Origin of the sequence: Pseudoalteromonas shioyasakiensis (assembly GCF_022398475.1) — a bacterium.
GTDB lineage: Bacteria > Pseudomonadota > Gammaproteobacteria > Enterobacterales > Alteromonadaceae > Pseudoalteromonas.
The window spans coordinates 1-14,803 of record NZ_JAKEVM010000104.1 but is presented as its reverse complement, the minus strand read 5'-3'; the positions used below and the strand labels follow the sequence as shown (position 1 = coordinate 14,803).

Annotated in this window: 11 protein-coding genes and 5 tRNA genes; 12 read left to right on the top strand and 4 right to left on the bottom strand. The window is 40.8% G+C overall.

Features of this window, described 5'->3' with window-relative positions; translation table 11 throughout:
- Positions 1-83 precede the first annotated feature (83 nt).
- Both L1D51_RS15810 and L1D51_RS15805 read left to right on the top strand, forming a co-directional pair.
- The gene (locus L1D51_RS15810) at positions 84-2,306 is read left to right on the top strand and encodes a GGDEF/EAL domain-containing response regulator (RefSeq protein WP_239964127.1); all 2,223 of its coding nucleotides are present in this window, start codon (positions 84-86) and stop codon (positions 2,304-2,306) included.
- A gap of 5 nt (positions 2,307-2,311) precedes the next feature.
- Positions 2,312-4,213 carry a sensor histidine kinase gene (locus L1D51_RS15805; protein WP_239964126.1) on the top strand — a complete coding sequence of 634 codons (1,902 nt, stop codon included), beginning with the start codon at positions 2,312-2,314 and terminating at the stop codon, positions 4,211-4,213.
- On the opposite strand, the gene L1D51_RS15800 is transcribed toward L1D51_RS15805, so the two are convergent.
- From L1D51_RS15800 to L1D51_RS15790, 3 genes are read right to left on the bottom strand one after another with little or no spacing between them, the layout of a single operon-like run.
- Positions 4,206-5,003: a type 2 periplasmic-binding domain-containing protein gene (locus L1D51_RS15800; protein ID WP_239964125.1), complete on the bottom strand. Its 798-nt coding sequence runs from the start codon at positions 5,001-5,003 to the stop codon at positions 4,206-4,208. The genes L1D51_RS15805 and L1D51_RS15800 overlap by 8 nt on opposite strands.
- A 50-nt stretch (positions 5,004-5,053) precedes the next feature.
- Positions 5,054-5,788, bottom strand: a complete 735-nt coding sequence (locus L1D51_RS15795; protein ID WP_054562081.1) for a UDP-2,3-diacylglucosamine diphosphatase — start codon at positions 5,786-5,788, stop codon at positions 5,054-5,056.
- Positions 5,789-5,842: 54 nt separating this feature from the next.
- Positions 5,843-6,334 (bottom strand): peptidylprolyl isomerase, encoded by a 492-nt coding sequence (locus L1D51_RS15790; protein ID WP_239964122.1) that lies wholly within the window; start codon positions 6,332-6,334, stop codon positions 5,843-5,845.
- A 177-nt stretch (positions 6,335-6,511) separates the two neighbouring features.
- Here L1D51_RS15790 and cysS point away from each other — a divergent pair, with 177 nt between their 5' ends.
- Both cysS and L1D51_RS15780 read left to right on the top strand, forming a co-directional pair.
- Positions 6,512-7,891, top strand: a complete 1,380-nt coding sequence (gene cysS, locus L1D51_RS15785) for a cysteine--tRNA ligase (protein WP_239964121.1) — start codon at positions 6,512-6,514, stop codon at positions 7,889-7,891.
- A 136-nt stretch (positions 7,892-8,027) separates the two neighbouring features.
- Positions 8,028-8,912: a DMT family transporter gene (locus L1D51_RS15780; protein ID WP_239964119.1), complete on the top strand. Its 885-nt coding sequence runs from the start codon at positions 8,028-8,030 to the stop codon at positions 8,910-8,912.
- Positions 8,913-8,962: 50 nt separating this feature from the next.
- Here the strand turns inward: L1D51_RS15780 and folD are convergent, their stop codons facing one another.
- Positions 8,963-9,817 carry a bifunctional methylenetetrahydrofolate dehydrogenase/methenyltetrahydrofolate cyclohydrolase FolD gene (gene folD / locus L1D51_RS15775; protein ID WP_054553151.1) on the bottom strand — a complete coding sequence of 285 codons (855 nt, stop codon included), beginning with the start codon at positions 9,815-9,817 and terminating at the stop codon, positions 8,963-8,965.
- A gap of 341 nt (positions 9,818-10,158) precedes the next feature.
- On the opposite strand from folD, the gene L1D51_RS15770 reads away from it, so the two are divergent.
- The 8 genes from L1D51_RS15770 (at position 10,159) to clpX (ending at position 14,698) form a co-directional block, all read left to right on the top strand.
- A tRNA-Pro gene (locus L1D51_RS15770) sits at positions 10,159-10,235 on the top strand.
- A 50-nt stretch (positions 10,236-10,285) separates the two neighbouring features.
- A tRNA-Arg gene (locus tag L1D51_RS15765) sits at positions 10,286-10,362 on the top strand.
- Positions 10,363-10,385: 23 nt separating this feature from the next.
- Positions 10,386-10,461 (top strand) — tRNA-His (locus L1D51_RS15760).
- A 16-nt stretch (positions 10,462-10,477) separates the two neighbouring features.
- Positions 10,478-10,554: transfer RNA gene (locus L1D51_RS15755), tRNA-Pro, on the top strand.
- Between the two features lie 42 nt (positions 10,555-10,596).
- Positions 10,597-10,673, top strand: a tRNA-Pro gene (locus tag L1D51_RS15750).
- A 410-nt stretch (positions 10,674-11,083) separates the two neighbouring features.
- Complete coding sequence (gene tig, locus L1D51_RS15745) at positions 11,084-12,388, top strand: trigger factor (protein ID WP_054553149.1); 1,305 nt, start codon at positions 11,084-11,086, stop codon at positions 12,386-12,388.
- Positions 12,389-12,661: 273 nt separating this feature from the next.
- The gene (gene clpP, locus L1D51_RS15740; protein WP_054562075.1) at positions 12,662-13,279 is read left to right on the top strand and encodes an ATP-dependent Clp endopeptidase proteolytic subunit ClpP; all 618 of its coding nucleotides are present in this window, start codon (positions 12,662-12,664) and stop codon (positions 13,277-13,279) included.
- Positions 13,280-13,414: 135 nt separating this feature from the next.
- Positions 13,415-14,698: an ATP-dependent protease ATP-binding subunit ClpX gene (gene clpX / locus L1D51_RS15735; RefSeq protein ID WP_054562074.1), complete on the top strand. Its 1,284-nt coding sequence runs from the start codon at positions 13,415-13,417 to the stop codon at positions 14,696-14,698.
- Positions 14,699-14,803 lie beyond the last annotated feature (105 nt).

Below are 14,803 nucleotides of genomic sequence, written 5' to 3'. Positions count from 1 at the left end.
CTTTTAAAATCTTGCACTACCTTTGACCTAGGTTGCTATTAACATTCGTAAGATAGAATCATAAGTTGTTAAAAGGAGAAGTCATGCGTGATTCTAATGTGCCTTTCGAGTTTAAAGAAGATGCTTCTGAACAATCGCATACTCAAAAAACATGGAAAGTTTTAACGGTTGAAGACGACTTAAATTATCAACAAGCATTACTAAACAGTTTTAATGCCATATCTCTAGATAACAATGAGTCTCTTGAGGTATTAACGGCAAATTCAGTGTCAGAGGCATCGTCTGTGTTATCGCGTCACAAAGACATCGCTATTGTATTTCTTGATGTGGTAATGGAAGAAGATGATTCAGGCCTACGACTTGTGAATACTATTCGCCACGTATTAGGCAACAACGATATACGCATAGTGCTATTAACAGGGCAGCCAAGCTTTGCCCCCGAACCACAAGTAATGCAATCGCTTGATATTGACGAATATTGGAATAAGTCTGACATGACGGTAGATAAACTTAAATCTATCGTTAGTAGCCATCTTCGTACGTATCAATATATTTCGCAAATCTCAAATGCCAAACAAGGACTGCAGTTAGTACTTGATGCGGCAAGAAGCATTAATAGTAAACACGACATACGTGCATTTTCTCATGCGGTGCTAGATGAAATAGGTAAAATTTTGCATCTATCTAAGGGAGGCGGCGTATTATGCGTTGGCAATGAAAAGCACGTTGATAAACACCCAAAAGTTCTTACTAGTGTCGGTTGTTACAGAGGGCTTGATGGTAAAGAGCTCAGCACTGATGTGCTCAGTGAAGAAGCACAGCAATCGTATATTTTAGCAAGAGATAAAAAAGAGCATGTGTTTTCTGAGCATTACAGTGTTTTTTATTTTGATACCGCTGATGTTGATGTTAGCTATTACATCACGATTGTTAAATCAGATGTTCCCATCGACGAGCATAATGTATTTTTACTAAAGGTATTTAGTGAAAATGTCAGTACAGGCTTTTCGAATATTGCACTGATGAACCGCCTTACTGAGCTTGCTTACACCGATATAACGCTAAACATGCCCAACAGGAACTGGCTCCAGCGCGAAATCGATAACATGAACAAATACGAACAAGCTGAAACTCAGTTAGTGGTGTTTGAGATACTTCAGTTTGACGAAAAGTCTTTTCGGTTTGGTCATGAATTTTGTAAAAAAACACATCTAAAAATGCGCGAGAATATTTTGCAAGCCTTAGCGCCGTATCACCCTCGTATCGCTGTTTTTAAAAGTGATTGTTTAGGTGTTTTAGTGTCAAGCCATGCATTTGAAGATGAAAGCGTTGTTGACTCTTTAAAACGTCAATCTTTTGAAATTGATGGGGTAAAACAGTATTTAGATGTGCGTATTTTAGTTATGCAATTAATCGCCTTTGAAGATCATAACGCAGAGCAAATATTCAATTTAGCAGAGTCTACTCTTAATGATGAAAACACACAAAGAGCTGAGCTTCTCTATTATACGTTAGATAATACCAAAGCGATTACACGGCGCTATGAATTGATGCAAGAGCTGCGCACCGCAATACGCCACAAAGAGCTCCAAGTAGCCCTACAACCCAAGGTTAATTTAACCACTAATGAAGTCATTGGTTTTGAAGCTCTGGCGCGATGGCAAAGAGGTGATGGAACATTTGTCAGACCCGATGAGTTTATTGAACTTGCCGAAACTGCAGGACTTATTAGTGAGTTAGATAAACTTATTTTCGATAAAATAATGCAGACGATTAAGCAATTTGCAGAGCAGGGCGTTAGTTTGCCAATCGCGTTTAATGCCTCTACGTTTGATTTGTTAGCCGATGATTACTTTGTTGAGATTGCGGCACGTATTGAGGAATATGGCATTTCACCTTCGTTACTTGAGCTTGAAGTAACAGAGACCCAAGCAATTTTTAACTATGAAAAGATCAATACATGTTTATGTCGTTTTGCGGGCTTGGGTATAAAAATTAGTATTGATGACTTTGGTACTGGCTATTCGTCACTTGCCCATATTAGTGAAATTCCTGCGCAGATAATAAAAATAGATCGCTGCTTTGTAACCGATATTCAAGAGTCAAAATCTAACCAACACATTATCGAAATGATAATGTTGCTGGCAGAAAAATTTGGCTTTGCAGTAACAGCAGAGGGTATTGAAACAGAAGCCGAACACAACTGGCTTATTGAGGCGGGGTGTAATATAGGCCAGGGCTACTATTACGCAAAACCCATGTTTTATGATGATGCATTGCAGTGGCTAAAGGGCAGGTCTAATTAACTATTATGGTAGCAGTAACAAGCCAATATAAGCCACTGAAAAAAAGTCTACTTTTTAAATTTATGGTCATGGTTGCTGTTAGCTTATTAATTAGCTTGATGGTTTATGTGATTCAATACCAAATACAAAAAAGTAGTGTCACGCTTTTGCAAGATAATACCTTACTTGCCGCTCACAATACCCTAAGCAGGGAGCTTGGTGATGTACGTAAAGTAGTTAAGTTGCTGGTGGCCGATGACATATTAAAGCAAAGTGGTGAAAGCGCATTACTTGAGCATCAAATACAAACCCATTTTGTGAACTTTGGTTTAGCTGCAGAAAATATTTCCCAAATTCGTTGGCTAGATAATGAAGGCCAAGAAAGGTATCGGGTTAACTTCAAAGCAGGGCAAGCGGAGCGAGTACCAACAAAACAGTTACAAAATAAAAGTAGCCGTTATTATTTTACCGAGGGTATGGAGCACAGGAAGGGTGAAGTTTATATCACGCCAATAGATTTAAATGTAGAGCGTGGCGCAGTTGTTACACCGTATGAACCAACATTAAGAGCATCTTACCGAACCACAAGTGATAACTTTATTCTAGATGGCCTAGTGGTTGTCAATTTTGACCTGTCGAAAACTTTACAGCAAATAAAGTCACTCAGCACCTTACAAGCACAAATACAATTAATTAATGGCGAAGGTTATTGGTTGTTACATCCACGCAAAGATAAAGAGTGGGGGTTTATGCTGGAGCAGCCGATGCTGACACTCGGCAATGAAGATAGCTCATTATGGCAAGTAATCGCCCAACTGCCGAAATATCAGGATCTTATTGCATCGCATAGTCATGCAACTAGCTTTTTAAAAATGACCTTAGGTAATAATAGCGCAAATGGTACAAACGATATTATTGTACTGGTAAAGGCAGATGATTCGGTGCGAAACGAGATTACCTTACGATCTTTTATTATCGCTTTAGCTTGCGCTGCCAGCCTGATATCAATTTCTGGTTTATATTTGCAGCGCAGTTATCGAGATCAACGTAAGATTATTAAAGCCAGAGTACACTTGGAGCACGAACAGCAAGAGCTGTTAGCAGCCAATACTAAGTTACAACGTTACATAAAACAGCAGCATCAATTACAGGGTGAGCTTTTTGAAGCAAAAAGAATGTCATCACTGGGTTTAATGGTGTCAGGTGTGGCCCACGAAATGAATACACCACTGGGCGGTGCTGCTATTTCACTATCGAATGCGCAATTAATTAATCAACAACTCAAACGTAAAATAGATGAAGGCTTTACTAAGCAGTTTTTAGAATCAAGCGTAGAAAAAGTTGCCGATAATTTAAGGCTATCTCAAGTAAACTTAGAAAAGGCCATTGATCATGTGAAAAGCTTTAAAGAAATGGCCCATGATCGGTCAAACGATCAGTATATTAGCTTTAATGTCGAAAAAGTCATCGATGATCTACTACTTGGTTTAAAATCCCGCATTAAAGCTTCAAAAGTATCTATAGAAACTAAAATCGATGTCAAAAAAGACATTATTAGTCGCCCTGGGGTTATCTCTCAGGTTATCGAGAGTTTAATCGTTAATGCAATTTCTCACGCTTTTGACGAGCTTGATAACAAACAAATTCAATTGCATGTAGATTTAAATATACAAGGTGACCTTTGTATTAGCGTTTCTGATAATGGTTGTGGTATTGATGACTCTTTGCGCAGTAACTTATTTGACCCCTTCGTGACTACATCTAGAAACCATGGTCATACAGGGTTAGGTTTGTACCTTGTGCATGAATGGGTTACGAGTGTTCTTAACGGAAAAATCCAGCTAGTTGCAAGCAAAGACCTACCTGAAGGAATCGCAACGCAGTTTAAGATAACCTTGCCACGCTTGAAAAAGAACAAAATTAGTTAGCATAGGTTTTTTCATATAGTTGCGTAATGTGACTAATTTCTTTTTCATTCAGTTCATAATGCTTCAGTATCTCTAAAAGCTTGCCTGACGCCGTAATTGCTTTAAGACCTAAAGATAAATTTTGTTGGAAATACTCAGCCTGAGGGTGATTTTTATCAGTAATCACATGTAAGTGTTGAGTAGCAAGATAGGGGGTAACTATTTCTAATTCTGTTTGCTTTGCTTGCTGTAAGCGCTCGCTATTATCGAGCCAATACAAGGCAACCTCTTTTGTGCCTGCAACTAAATCAACACGACCATGCTTTAATAGCAACAAGCTCTCAATCAAGCTACCTGTGGTTATTACGCTAAGGTTTGGGTGGTGCTCAAATTGCTCACTTACCACATAGTCTTCACCTTTACTGATTGTATATGGCTTTAATGAATACAAAGAGCCAGTATAAGTTATCTTGCTATCAACACGCTTGAATAACACGGTATGCGCGGTTGCTAATGAGGCTGAATATAGAAAATTTTTTGCTCTTTGCTTGGTATAAAAAGCACCTAGCACTGCAACACGTTTATGGCGTTTGGCAAGCTTTAGAGCACGTCCCCAGTGGGTGTATTCAATGGTGGCTTGATGTTTTTGTGTTTCCAGTGCTGCGATGATGACTTCGTGCAGCCAGCCCGGCTTGTTTGGCTTATCAATAAAATAAGGAGGAAACGGCTCTGTGACCAATTGCCAAGTTTGGCAATTGATTGAAAAGCTAAATAGTAAACAACAACATAAAAGGCTTAACCGACTCATCATAGATAATGCATTTTTTGACAATACTGGTTAAAGCATAGTTAAAATATCGGCTATTTAAAGGGCGTATGGACTAGTTTTTGCTGCTCTGGAGTAGCTCTTAAGTATGAACCTTGCTCATACCAGTCACCCAGTACAGTGCGGGTTAGTGTTTTTCCATTTTGCTTATAGTGATGCACATTAGGGCGGTGAGTATGACCGTGGATCATATTAGCAACCTGATGCTTTTCAAACATGGCTAAAACCGCATCTTCGGTCACATCTAAAATCTCTAAGGCTTTGCCAGCTTGGCTTTGTTTTGATTTTTCGCGGGCGTTGCGGGCAATCTTCTTACGATACCAAAGCGGCATAGCAAGCATTAGTTTTGGCCACCACCAACCACGGCTTTTTTTACGAAACTTTTGATATTCAATATCTTGAGTGCACATTTCATCACCGTGCAAGATAACTGTTGGAGTACCGTATAAATCAATAACAACTTGTTCAGGTAGTAAAGTCATACTTGCGCTTTTTGCATAGTCTTCTCGCATAATGAAATCGCGATTACCATGAATAAAAAACACCTCAGTACCACTTTCACTGACTTGGCTTAAACGTGCGGCAACACTCTTTGAAAGGTCAGTTTGATAGTCATCACCTACCCATACTTCAAAAAAGTCACCCAAAATATACAGTGCATCAACGTCATCATTAATAATCTTGCTATCAAGAAAATCAAAAAATGCCGCAGTGATGTCTGGGCGGTTTTCTGTTAAATGGAGGTCGGCAATAAAATAACTTTGTTTCATGGTTACTCGCAAAAAAGCGGGCAAAGGCCCGCTTAAAAAGACTAAACGATTAAATTAGCTAACCGTTACTTTTTCGATGATTACATCTTCAAGAGGTACGTCTTGGTGGAAGCCAGCGCTGCCAGTAGCAACACCTTTGATTTTGTTTACCACGTCCATACCTTCAACAACTTCTGCGAACACGCAGTAGCCCCAGCCTTGTGATGTTTCACTGCTGAAGTTTAAGAAGTCATTGTCGTTAACGTTAATGAAGAACTGCGCAGTTGCTGAATGTGGATCCGGCGTACGTGCCATTGCTAATGTGCCCACTTTATTTGCAAGGCCGTTGTTTGCTTCGTTTTCGATTGGGTTGTTTACTTCTTTTTGAACCATACCCGGCTCAAAACCACCGCCTTGTACCATGAAGCCATCAATTACACGGTGAAAGATAGTACCGTTGTAAAAGCCAGTATTCGCATACTCTAAGAAGTTTTTAACTGTGTTTGGTGCATCGCTTTCGTGCATCTTGATAGTGATGTCACCAAAGTTTGTGTGTAGTACAACCATGAGGTTTCCTATATCAGGTTTAATAATGGGGCTATTTTATAGTAGTTGTCTTTGATTAACAAAGAGCTTGTTTAAAACGATTAACAAAGTGCTTATTCAATTGATAAAGCGCTAGAGCAGCGGCTTTGCAAGTGTTACCATAGAGAATCTCGAAACACCGTTAAGGACATTTTATAAATGGTACAAATTTACAACACACTTACGCGACAAAAAGAGCAGTTTAAACCCCTTGTTGATGGCAAAATCGACATGTACGTGTGTGGTATCACCATTTATGATTACTGTCACATCGGTCATGCTCGTACTTTCGTTGGTTTTGACGTGATTGTGCGTTACCTACGCCACATCGGTTACGATTTAAAATACGTTCGAAATATCACTGATGTTGACGACAAAATCATTAAACGTGCTAACGAAAATGGTGAGTCAATTAATGACTTAACGACTCGTATGACCAAAGCCATGCATGAAGATTTCGACAGCTTAAATATGCTGCGTCCGGATGTTGAGCCAACAGTAACAAACCACATGGATGAAATAATCGCTATGGTTGAGCGTTTAATTGCCAAAGGCCATGCGTATGTTGCTGCAGACGGTGATGTATTGTTTGATGTATCAACCTTTGAGCAGTACGGTGCTTTATCACAACAAGACCTAACCATGCTACAAGCTGGTTCTCGTGTTGAAGTTGCACAAGATAAGCAAGATCCACTTGATTTCGTGCTTTGGAAAAAAGCCAAGCCAGAAGAGCCGTCATGGTCTTCACCATGGGGTGAGGGTCGTCCTGGTTGGCATATTGAATGTTCAGCAATGAGTTCTAAGCACTTAGGTGAGCACTTTGATATTCACGGTGGTGGTTCAGATTTACAGTTCCCGCACCATGAAAACGAAATTGCTCAGTCATGCTGTGCAAATAACGGCAAGTACGTTAATACATGGATCCACACAGGTATGGTTCAGGTTAATAAAGAGAAGATGTCTAAGTCTTTAAACAACTTCTTTACCGTACGTGACGTATTAAAAGAATACGATGCTGAATCAGTTCGTTATTTCTTAATTTCAGGTCATTACCGTAGCCAGCTTAACTATTCGCAAGAAAACCTTGAGCAAGCACGTTCGTCACTTGAACGTATATACACTGCATTGCGTGGCGTAACGCCAATCGAGTGCGATTTAGCTAGCAATGAATATGTGGCTAAATTCAGAAAAGCGATGGATGATGACTTTAACACACCTGAAGCACTACCAGTATTATTTGAATTAGCAAAAGAGCTAAACCGTGTTAAAGATAGCGATGCAGAGCAAGCAGGTAAGCTAGCTTATGTACTACGCAGTGTTGCTGAGGTATTAGGGGTAGCACAACAAGACCCAGAAGCCTTTTTACAAGGTGGCCAAGCTGACGACGAAGTAGCACATATCGAAGCGTTAATAGCAAAGCGTAACGAAGCGCGCGCAAGCAAAGATTGGGCGGCAGCTGATGAAGCGCGCGATGCATTGAATGCGCTTGGTGTGGTACTTGAAGATTCAGCTGGAAAAACAACATGGCGTAAAGCCTAACTATTCATCGAAATATGATTAATTAAAAAAGGTTGCCAACGAGGCAACCTTTTTTGTTTTTAATCAATATAGCTATTGACCTCAACTGTACTTGAGCTTTTACCTTGCCACCTCTTCGTATTAACAAGGACAGACATTGAATATTTTACTTGCCATGATCCCCGCCTTTTTATGGGGCACCACCTATGCAGTGACCAAATATGCCACACCTGATTGGCCGCCACTTTTATTAGGCGCATTACGTGCATTACCTGCAGGGCTATTACTTTTATTGCTTAAACCTAGTTTGCCAACCCGTTCGCAGTGGCCAAGTTTGTTAACGCTAGGTGCTGTGAATATCGCACTGTTTTTTGCCTTTATTTTTATCATGGCAGTAAACCTTCCTGCAGCTATAGCTGGGGTAGGGATGGTGTCTGTGCCAGTTGTGGCTTTGATATATGCTTGGCTTACTAAAGGACAGCGCCCTGCAAAAATTCAAGCATTCTGTGCTATGGGACTGGTTGTACTGGCTTGGCTGTTGTTCGACCCAGCACACGTGGCATTAAATGTATTGGGAGTGGCCGCTTTATTTGGGGCCTTACTGACTATTGTGATTGGTAGCACCTTAGTACAAAGTTTGTCGGTGCATATACATTGGTGGGTTGTGCTTACATGGCAGTTAATCATTGGTGGCACTATTTTATTATTGGCTGCGTTTATTGATGGCAGTTTACTTCACCCAGAACAATACCAAGTGATATTTGAGCCCATCTCAGCGCTGCAATATTCTGCGCTATTTTGGTTAATCGTGCCCAATACCGCTATCGCCTATATTCTGTATGTTTGGTTATTAGGACGCATGACTGTGGCTGAGTTTTCATTCGGCACTATTGCTAACCCAATCGCGGGAATAGTATGCGCTGTTTTACTCATAAACGAACAATATCAAGACTGGCAATACCTATTAATGTTTTTGATGATTGTGTTTTCAGTGCTCCCCCAGATGCTAAAGCTTAGGCAGTTCAAACTACAAAACAATTAAAAGCAAAAAAGGCTGCCAATTGGCAGCCTTTTGCAATAATTTAGCTCTTCTTAGCTGTGGTACTTTTCACACGCTTCAAGGGTGTTTTCGATTAAGCTTGCCACAGTCATTGGGCCAACACCACCTGGTACTGGTGTAATGAAATGTGCTTTTTGTTCAGCGATATCGTATTCAACATCACCAACAAGCTTGCCAGATTCAAGGCGGTTAATGCCTACATCAATTACGATAGCACCTTCTTTAACCCAATCACCCGGAATGAACTCAGGTTTACCAACCGCAACAACTAATAAATCAGCGCGGCGAACATGCGTTTCTAAATCTTGAGTAAACTTATGACACACCGTTGTTGTACAGCCTGCAAGTAAAAGCTCAAGTGACATAGGACGACCAACAATGTTTGACGCACCAACAACAACTGCGTGCATACCTTTGTAGCGGACACCGGTAGAGTCGAGTAGGGTGATAATACCCTTCGGTGTACAAGGACGAAGTGCCGGCATACGCTGAGCTAAACGACCAATATTATAAGGGTGGAAACCATCAACATCTTTATGTGGTGTGATGCGTTCAAGAATTTTTTCAGCATCAAGACCCTGAGGTAAAGGTAACTGTACTAGAATACCGTCTACTTCTTTGTCTTCGTTTAGTTGATCTATTAATGCAAGTAAATCTTGCTCAGTTGTGTCGCCAGGTAAATCGTAAGACTTAGATACAAAGCCGACTTCTTCACATGCTTTACGTTTAGAACCAACATACACTTGGCTAGCTGGATCTTGACCAACTAACACTACTGCTAGTCCTGGAGCGCGTAATCCATTCGCTACACGCTCTGCAACTCGCTCTGCTACATTGCTGCGTACTTGTTTAGCTATTGCCTTACCATCGATGATGTTTGCCGTCATGGGTGACCTTTAATTGGGGTTAGTTAACTTGATACTGATACATCTAAATATGATTATCCAATAAAGGGGGCGTGGATACACAAATCATGTTTGTTTGATCATATTTATTTATGTTGCGTATTTTCGCAGAAAAGCATCATAGCGCCAAGATGCAATCTTATATAAAGCGCTACTTTATAAAAAAGAGTTCAAATTTTAGCTTATATTTGCAATATTTAACCATTATGAACTAAAAGTGACCGATTGAATTATTTTCTTAAAAAAATGTTTGACCTGACTCGGTCAAATCACTATTATGCACCCCGTTGTTAACGAGGTCACTCGCAAACAACGGTAAGCATCGGCGATTAGCGCAGTTTGGTAGCGCACTTGGTTTGGGTCCAAGGGGTCGCAGGTTCAAATCCTGCATCGCCGACCACTTCTTCTTTAAGAAGCGGCGCTTACAGGCAAACTTATGAAGTTTTCGATGCGCCCGTAGCTCAGCTGGATAGAGCAACGCCCTTCTAAGGCGTTGGTCGAAGGTTCGAATCCTTCCGGGTGCGCCATTTGAAAATATGTAAATGCCGTGGTGATTGTAGCTCAGTTGGTAGAGCCCCGGATTGTGATTCCGGTTGTCGTGGGTTCGAGCCCCATCAGTCACCCCAATTTACTCTAAGATATCGGCGATTAGCGCAGTTTGGTAGCGCACTTGGTTTGGGTCCAAGGGGTCGCAGGTTCAAATCCTGCATCGCCGACCACTTTTAATAAGTGGTCTTTATTTTCAAAACTTCTCTCAGTATCGGCGATTAGCGCAGTTTGGTAGCGCACTTGGTTTGGGTCCAAGGGGTCGCAGGTTCAAATCCTGCATCGCCGACCACTTTTAAAGATTTATGGTCAAAGAACAATTGGTTTGGGTATATCCAATTCAGTAGCAGGTTCAAATTCTGCATCGCCGACCACTTCTCAATTTCTAAATACATCCTTTAATTCAGCTTAATTCTACTTTGTTATTTTGTTGCGTTCGTTTTTTACGCATTTAAACGCTGATTGCTGCTATATACGCCAAATAATTGCCCCCCAGACTCGACTATCATAAATATTAGGTTATAATGCCGCGTCTATTGTTTAACATAGTGCCCATAGGGGCAAAGCAGCAATGGTATCTCATGGTTACAATGCGCCGTTTTAAGTTGAAATATTCAGCGTTAAAACTTGCTATCACTCATGGAGATCACCTTGTTTGTAAGGAAGGCGAACAGTCGCCAAAATTGAAGATTGAGGTAAATCATGCAAGTTTCTGTTGAGACGACTCAAGGCCTTGAGCGCCGTCTGACCATCACCGTTCCTGCAGAGAACGTTGAGACTGAAGTAAAAAAACGCTTACAACAACTGTCTAAAACCCAGCGTATCGATGGTTTCCGTCCTGGTAAAGTACCAGCGTCTATCATCAACAAGCGTTACGGTGCTGCAGTACGTCAAGAAGTTGCTGGCGAATTAATGCAACGCAACTACATCGAAGCAATCGTTTCTGAAAAAATTAACCCAGCTGGTTCTCCTACTTTCGCTCCTAAAGCGTTAGAAGCTGGTAAAGATTTAGAGTTCGATGCAACTTTCGAAGTTTACCCAGAAGTTGAAATTCAAGGTTTAGATAAAATTGCTGTTGAAAAACCAGCTGTATCTGTAACTGACGAAGACCTAGCTAACATGCTAGAAACTCTACGTAAGCAACACGCTTCTTGGGCTGAAGTTGACGCAGCTGCAGGCGAGAACGACCGTGTAACTATCGACTTCGTTGGTTCTATCGAAGGCGAAGAGTTTGAAGGCGGTAAAGCTGAAGACTTCCCACTAGAACTTGGTCAAGGTCGTATGATCCCAGGTTTCGAAGACAACATCGTTGGCAAAAAAGCGGGCGAAGAAGTTGTTGCTGAAGTAACTTTCCCTGAAGAGTACCACGCTGAAAACCTTAAAGGTAAAGCTGCTACTTTCGCAATCACTGTTAAGAAAGTTGAAACTCAAGAGCTTCCTGAGCTTAACGACGAGTTCGCAACTAAATTCGGTGTAGCTGAAGGCGGTGTTGACGCTCTTAAAGAAGAAGTTAAAAAGAACATGACACGTGAGCTTGACCAAGCAGTTAAAGCTAACGTTAAAGATCAAGCTATCAAAGGTCTTTTAGCTAACAACGAAATCGAAGTGCCAAAAGCGCTAGTAGATCAAGAAATTGATGCACTACGTCAGCAAGCTGCACAACGTTTCGGTGGCGACGCTAAAAACATGCCTGAGCTTCCAGCTGAATTATTCCACGAGCAAGCTGTAACTCGCGTTAAGACTGGCCTATTACTAGGTGAAGTAATTAAAGCGAACGAGCTTAAAGTTGACGACGCTAAAGTTGAAGAGTTAATCGCAACTGTAGCTTCTGCATACGAAGATCCAACTGAAGTAGTAGAGTACTACAAAGCAAACGATCAGCTTATGCAGCAAATGCGCAACGTAGCGATGGAAGAGCAAGCAGTTGAAGCTATCCTAGCTAAAGCAAACGTGACTGACGTTGAAAAAGCATTCGACGACATCATGAATCCACAGCAAGGTGCTTAATAAGTCATTGACTTAAGCTCTCGCTAGCGATTAAATGGCTCGTGTTACCCTGTATTTATACAGCGTACTCGGGCCATTTTAGTTTGTGGTATCAGTTTCAAAAAAACCAACAATACTGATGTTATTTCAGAACTTTTTTCGGCGAGGATTGAATTTGTTCTGATAAGTTCCTATATAGTTATAAAGATTGAATAGACAGCTTAACTTACATTAGTATAAATGTGCTTTCCTTATAGTAAGGATGAGTCGCAGCGGATAAGGAATTAAATAAGAATGAATAGCGGTATGATAGACCCTCTAAACGCACTAGTCCCTATGGTTGTTGAACAAACAGCTAAAGGTGAGCGCTCATATGATATTTACTCACGTCTTTTAAAAGAGCGCATTATTTTCTTAACTGGCCAAGTAGAAGATAACATGGCTAATTTGATTCTTGCGCAAATGCTGTTTTTAGAATCAGAAAACCCAGAAAAAGATATTTATCTTTACATTAATTCGCCAGGCGGTTCTGTGACTGCGGGTATGGCAATTTACGATACAATGAATTTTATCAAGCCTGATGTAAGCACTATTTGTGTTGGCCAAGCGGCAAGCATGGGTGCATTCTTGCTATCAGGTGGCGCTAAAGGTAAGCGTTTTTGTTTACCTAACTCACGTGTAATGATCCACCAACCATTAGGTGGCTTCCAAGGTCAGGCATCTGACTTTGAGATCCATGCCCGTGAAATTTTATCAATTAAAGATAAGTTAAACCGTTTAATGGCTGAACATACTGGCCAGCCACTCGATGTGGTTTCTCGTGATACAGACCGTGATAACTTTATGACTGCTAGCGAAGCAGTTGAATACGGCCTAGTTGACTCAGTATTTTCAAGCCGCGATTCGAAGTAATCTGAATAGCTAATAATAACGTATTGTTAGCTATCACCCTTTACTATGCGAAAACTGATATTCTTTGATATAGTTAAACATAGTGAATTAGCAGTAGCCCAGTGCTACTGCCAACGTAATAAATGAGGTAGCTGAATGTCTGACACTCCTACAGACGGCGACAAAAGTAATAAATTGTTATACTGCTCTTTCTGCGGCAAAAGCCAGCACGAAGTTCGCAAACTAATTGCTGGCCCTTCAGTATATATTTGTGATGAATGTGTAGAGCTGTGTAACGATATTATCAGGGAAGAAATCAAAGACATTGCGCCGAAGCATAATGCGTCTGATAAACTGCCTGTGCCGAAAGAAATTCGTGATCACTTAGATGATTACGTGATTGGCCAAGACCACGCTAAAAAAGTGCTGTCGGTTGCGGTATACAATCACTATAAACGTTTACGCAATCAAACAATCAATGCAGATATTGAGCTTGGTAAGAGTAATATTCTATTAATCGGTCCTACAGGTAGTGGTAAAACATTACTTGCTGAAACCATGGCTCGTTTACTTGATGTACCATTCACGATGGCCGATGCAACGACACTAACTGAAGCAGGTTATGTAGGTGAAGACGTTGAAAACATCATTCAAAAGCTACTGCAAAAATGTGATTACGATGTAGAGAAAGCACAACGTGGTATTGTTTACATTGATGAAATCGATAAGATTTCTCGTAAGTCTGACAATCCATCGATCACCCGTGACGTATCGGGCGAAGGTGTACAACAAGCCTTACTTAAGCTAATTGAAGGTACGGTTGCATCTGTGCCACCACAAGGCGGCCGTAAACATCCACAGCAAGAGTTCTTACAAGTTGATACTTCTAAGATCCTATTTATCTGTGGCGGTGCGTTTGCTGGCCTAGATAAAGTGATTGAACAACGCAGCCATAAAAATACCGGTATTGGTTTTGGTGCTGAAGTTAAGCAATCATCAGGTAGCCGTAGCTTAAGTGAAACATTCAAAGATGTTGAACCAGAAGATTTAGTGAAATACGGTTTAATTCCTGAGTTTATTGGTCGTCTTCCGGTTGTTGCGACACTCACAGAGCTAGATGAAGCGGCGCTTATTCAAATTCTGAGCGAACCAAAAAATGCATTAACTAAACAGTTCTCTGCATTATTTGCGATGGAAGATGTTGAGCTTGAGTTCCGCGAAGATGCACTTAGCGCAATTGCTCATAAAGCAATGGAGCGTAAAACAGGTGCTCGTGGCTTACGTTCAATCGTTGAAGGCGTATTACTTGATACTATGTATGAATTACCTTCGATGGATGATGTTAGCAAAGTGGTTATTGATGAAACCGTTATTAAAGGTGAATCAGACCCAATTTTGATTTACCAAAGCGGTAACCAAGACAAAGCTGCATCAGAATAAAGCTGTAATAGTTTAAAAGTTAAGCAGTTGAACACGAAAAAGGAGCCAAAGGCTCCTTTTTTTATAAATATGTTGAACTTTCCCTTACATATCCCCATATACTTG

What these genes read in the sequence shown, in the direction of transcription:
- L1D51_RS15810 (WP_239964127.1), top strand. Translation starts at nt 84, where the DNA reads ATGCGTGATTCTAATGTGCCTTTCGAGTTTAAAGAAGATGCTTCTGAA.
- L1D51_RS15805 (WP_239964126.1), top strand. Translation starts at nt 2,312, where the DNA reads ATGGTAGCAGTAACAAGCCAATATAAGCCACTGAAAAAAAGTCTACTT.
- L1D51_RS15800 (WP_239964125.1), bottom strand. Translation starts at nt 5,003, where the DNA reads ATGATGAGTCGGTTAAGCCTTTTATGTTGTTGTTTACTATTTAGCTTT.
- L1D51_RS15795 (WP_054562081.1), bottom strand. Translation starts at nt 5,788, where the DNA reads ATGAAACAAAGTTATTTTATTGCCGACCTCCATTTAACAGAAAACCGC.
- L1D51_RS15790 (WP_239964122.1), bottom strand. Translation starts at nt 6,334, where the DNA reads ATGGTTGTACTACACACAAACTTTGGTGACATCACTATCAAGATGCAC.
- cysS (WP_239964121.1), top strand. Translation starts at nt 6,512, where the DNA reads ATGGTACAAATTTACAACACACTTACGCGACAAAAAGAGCAGTTTAAA.
- folD (WP_054553151.1), bottom strand. Translation starts at nt 9,817, where the DNA reads ATGACGGCAAACATCATCGATGGTAAGGCAATAGCTAAACAAGTACGC.
- tig (WP_054553149.1), top strand. Translation starts at nt 11,084, where the DNA reads ATGCAAGTTTCTGTTGAGACGACTCAAGGCCTTGAGCGCCGTCTGACC.
- clpP (WP_054562075.1), top strand. Translation starts at nt 12,662, where the DNA reads ATGAATAGCGGTATGATAGACCCTCTAAACGCACTAGTCCCTATGGTT.
- clpX (WP_054562074.1), top strand. Translation starts at nt 13,415, where the DNA reads ATGTCTGACACTCCTACAGACGGCGACAAAAGTAATAAATTGTTATAC.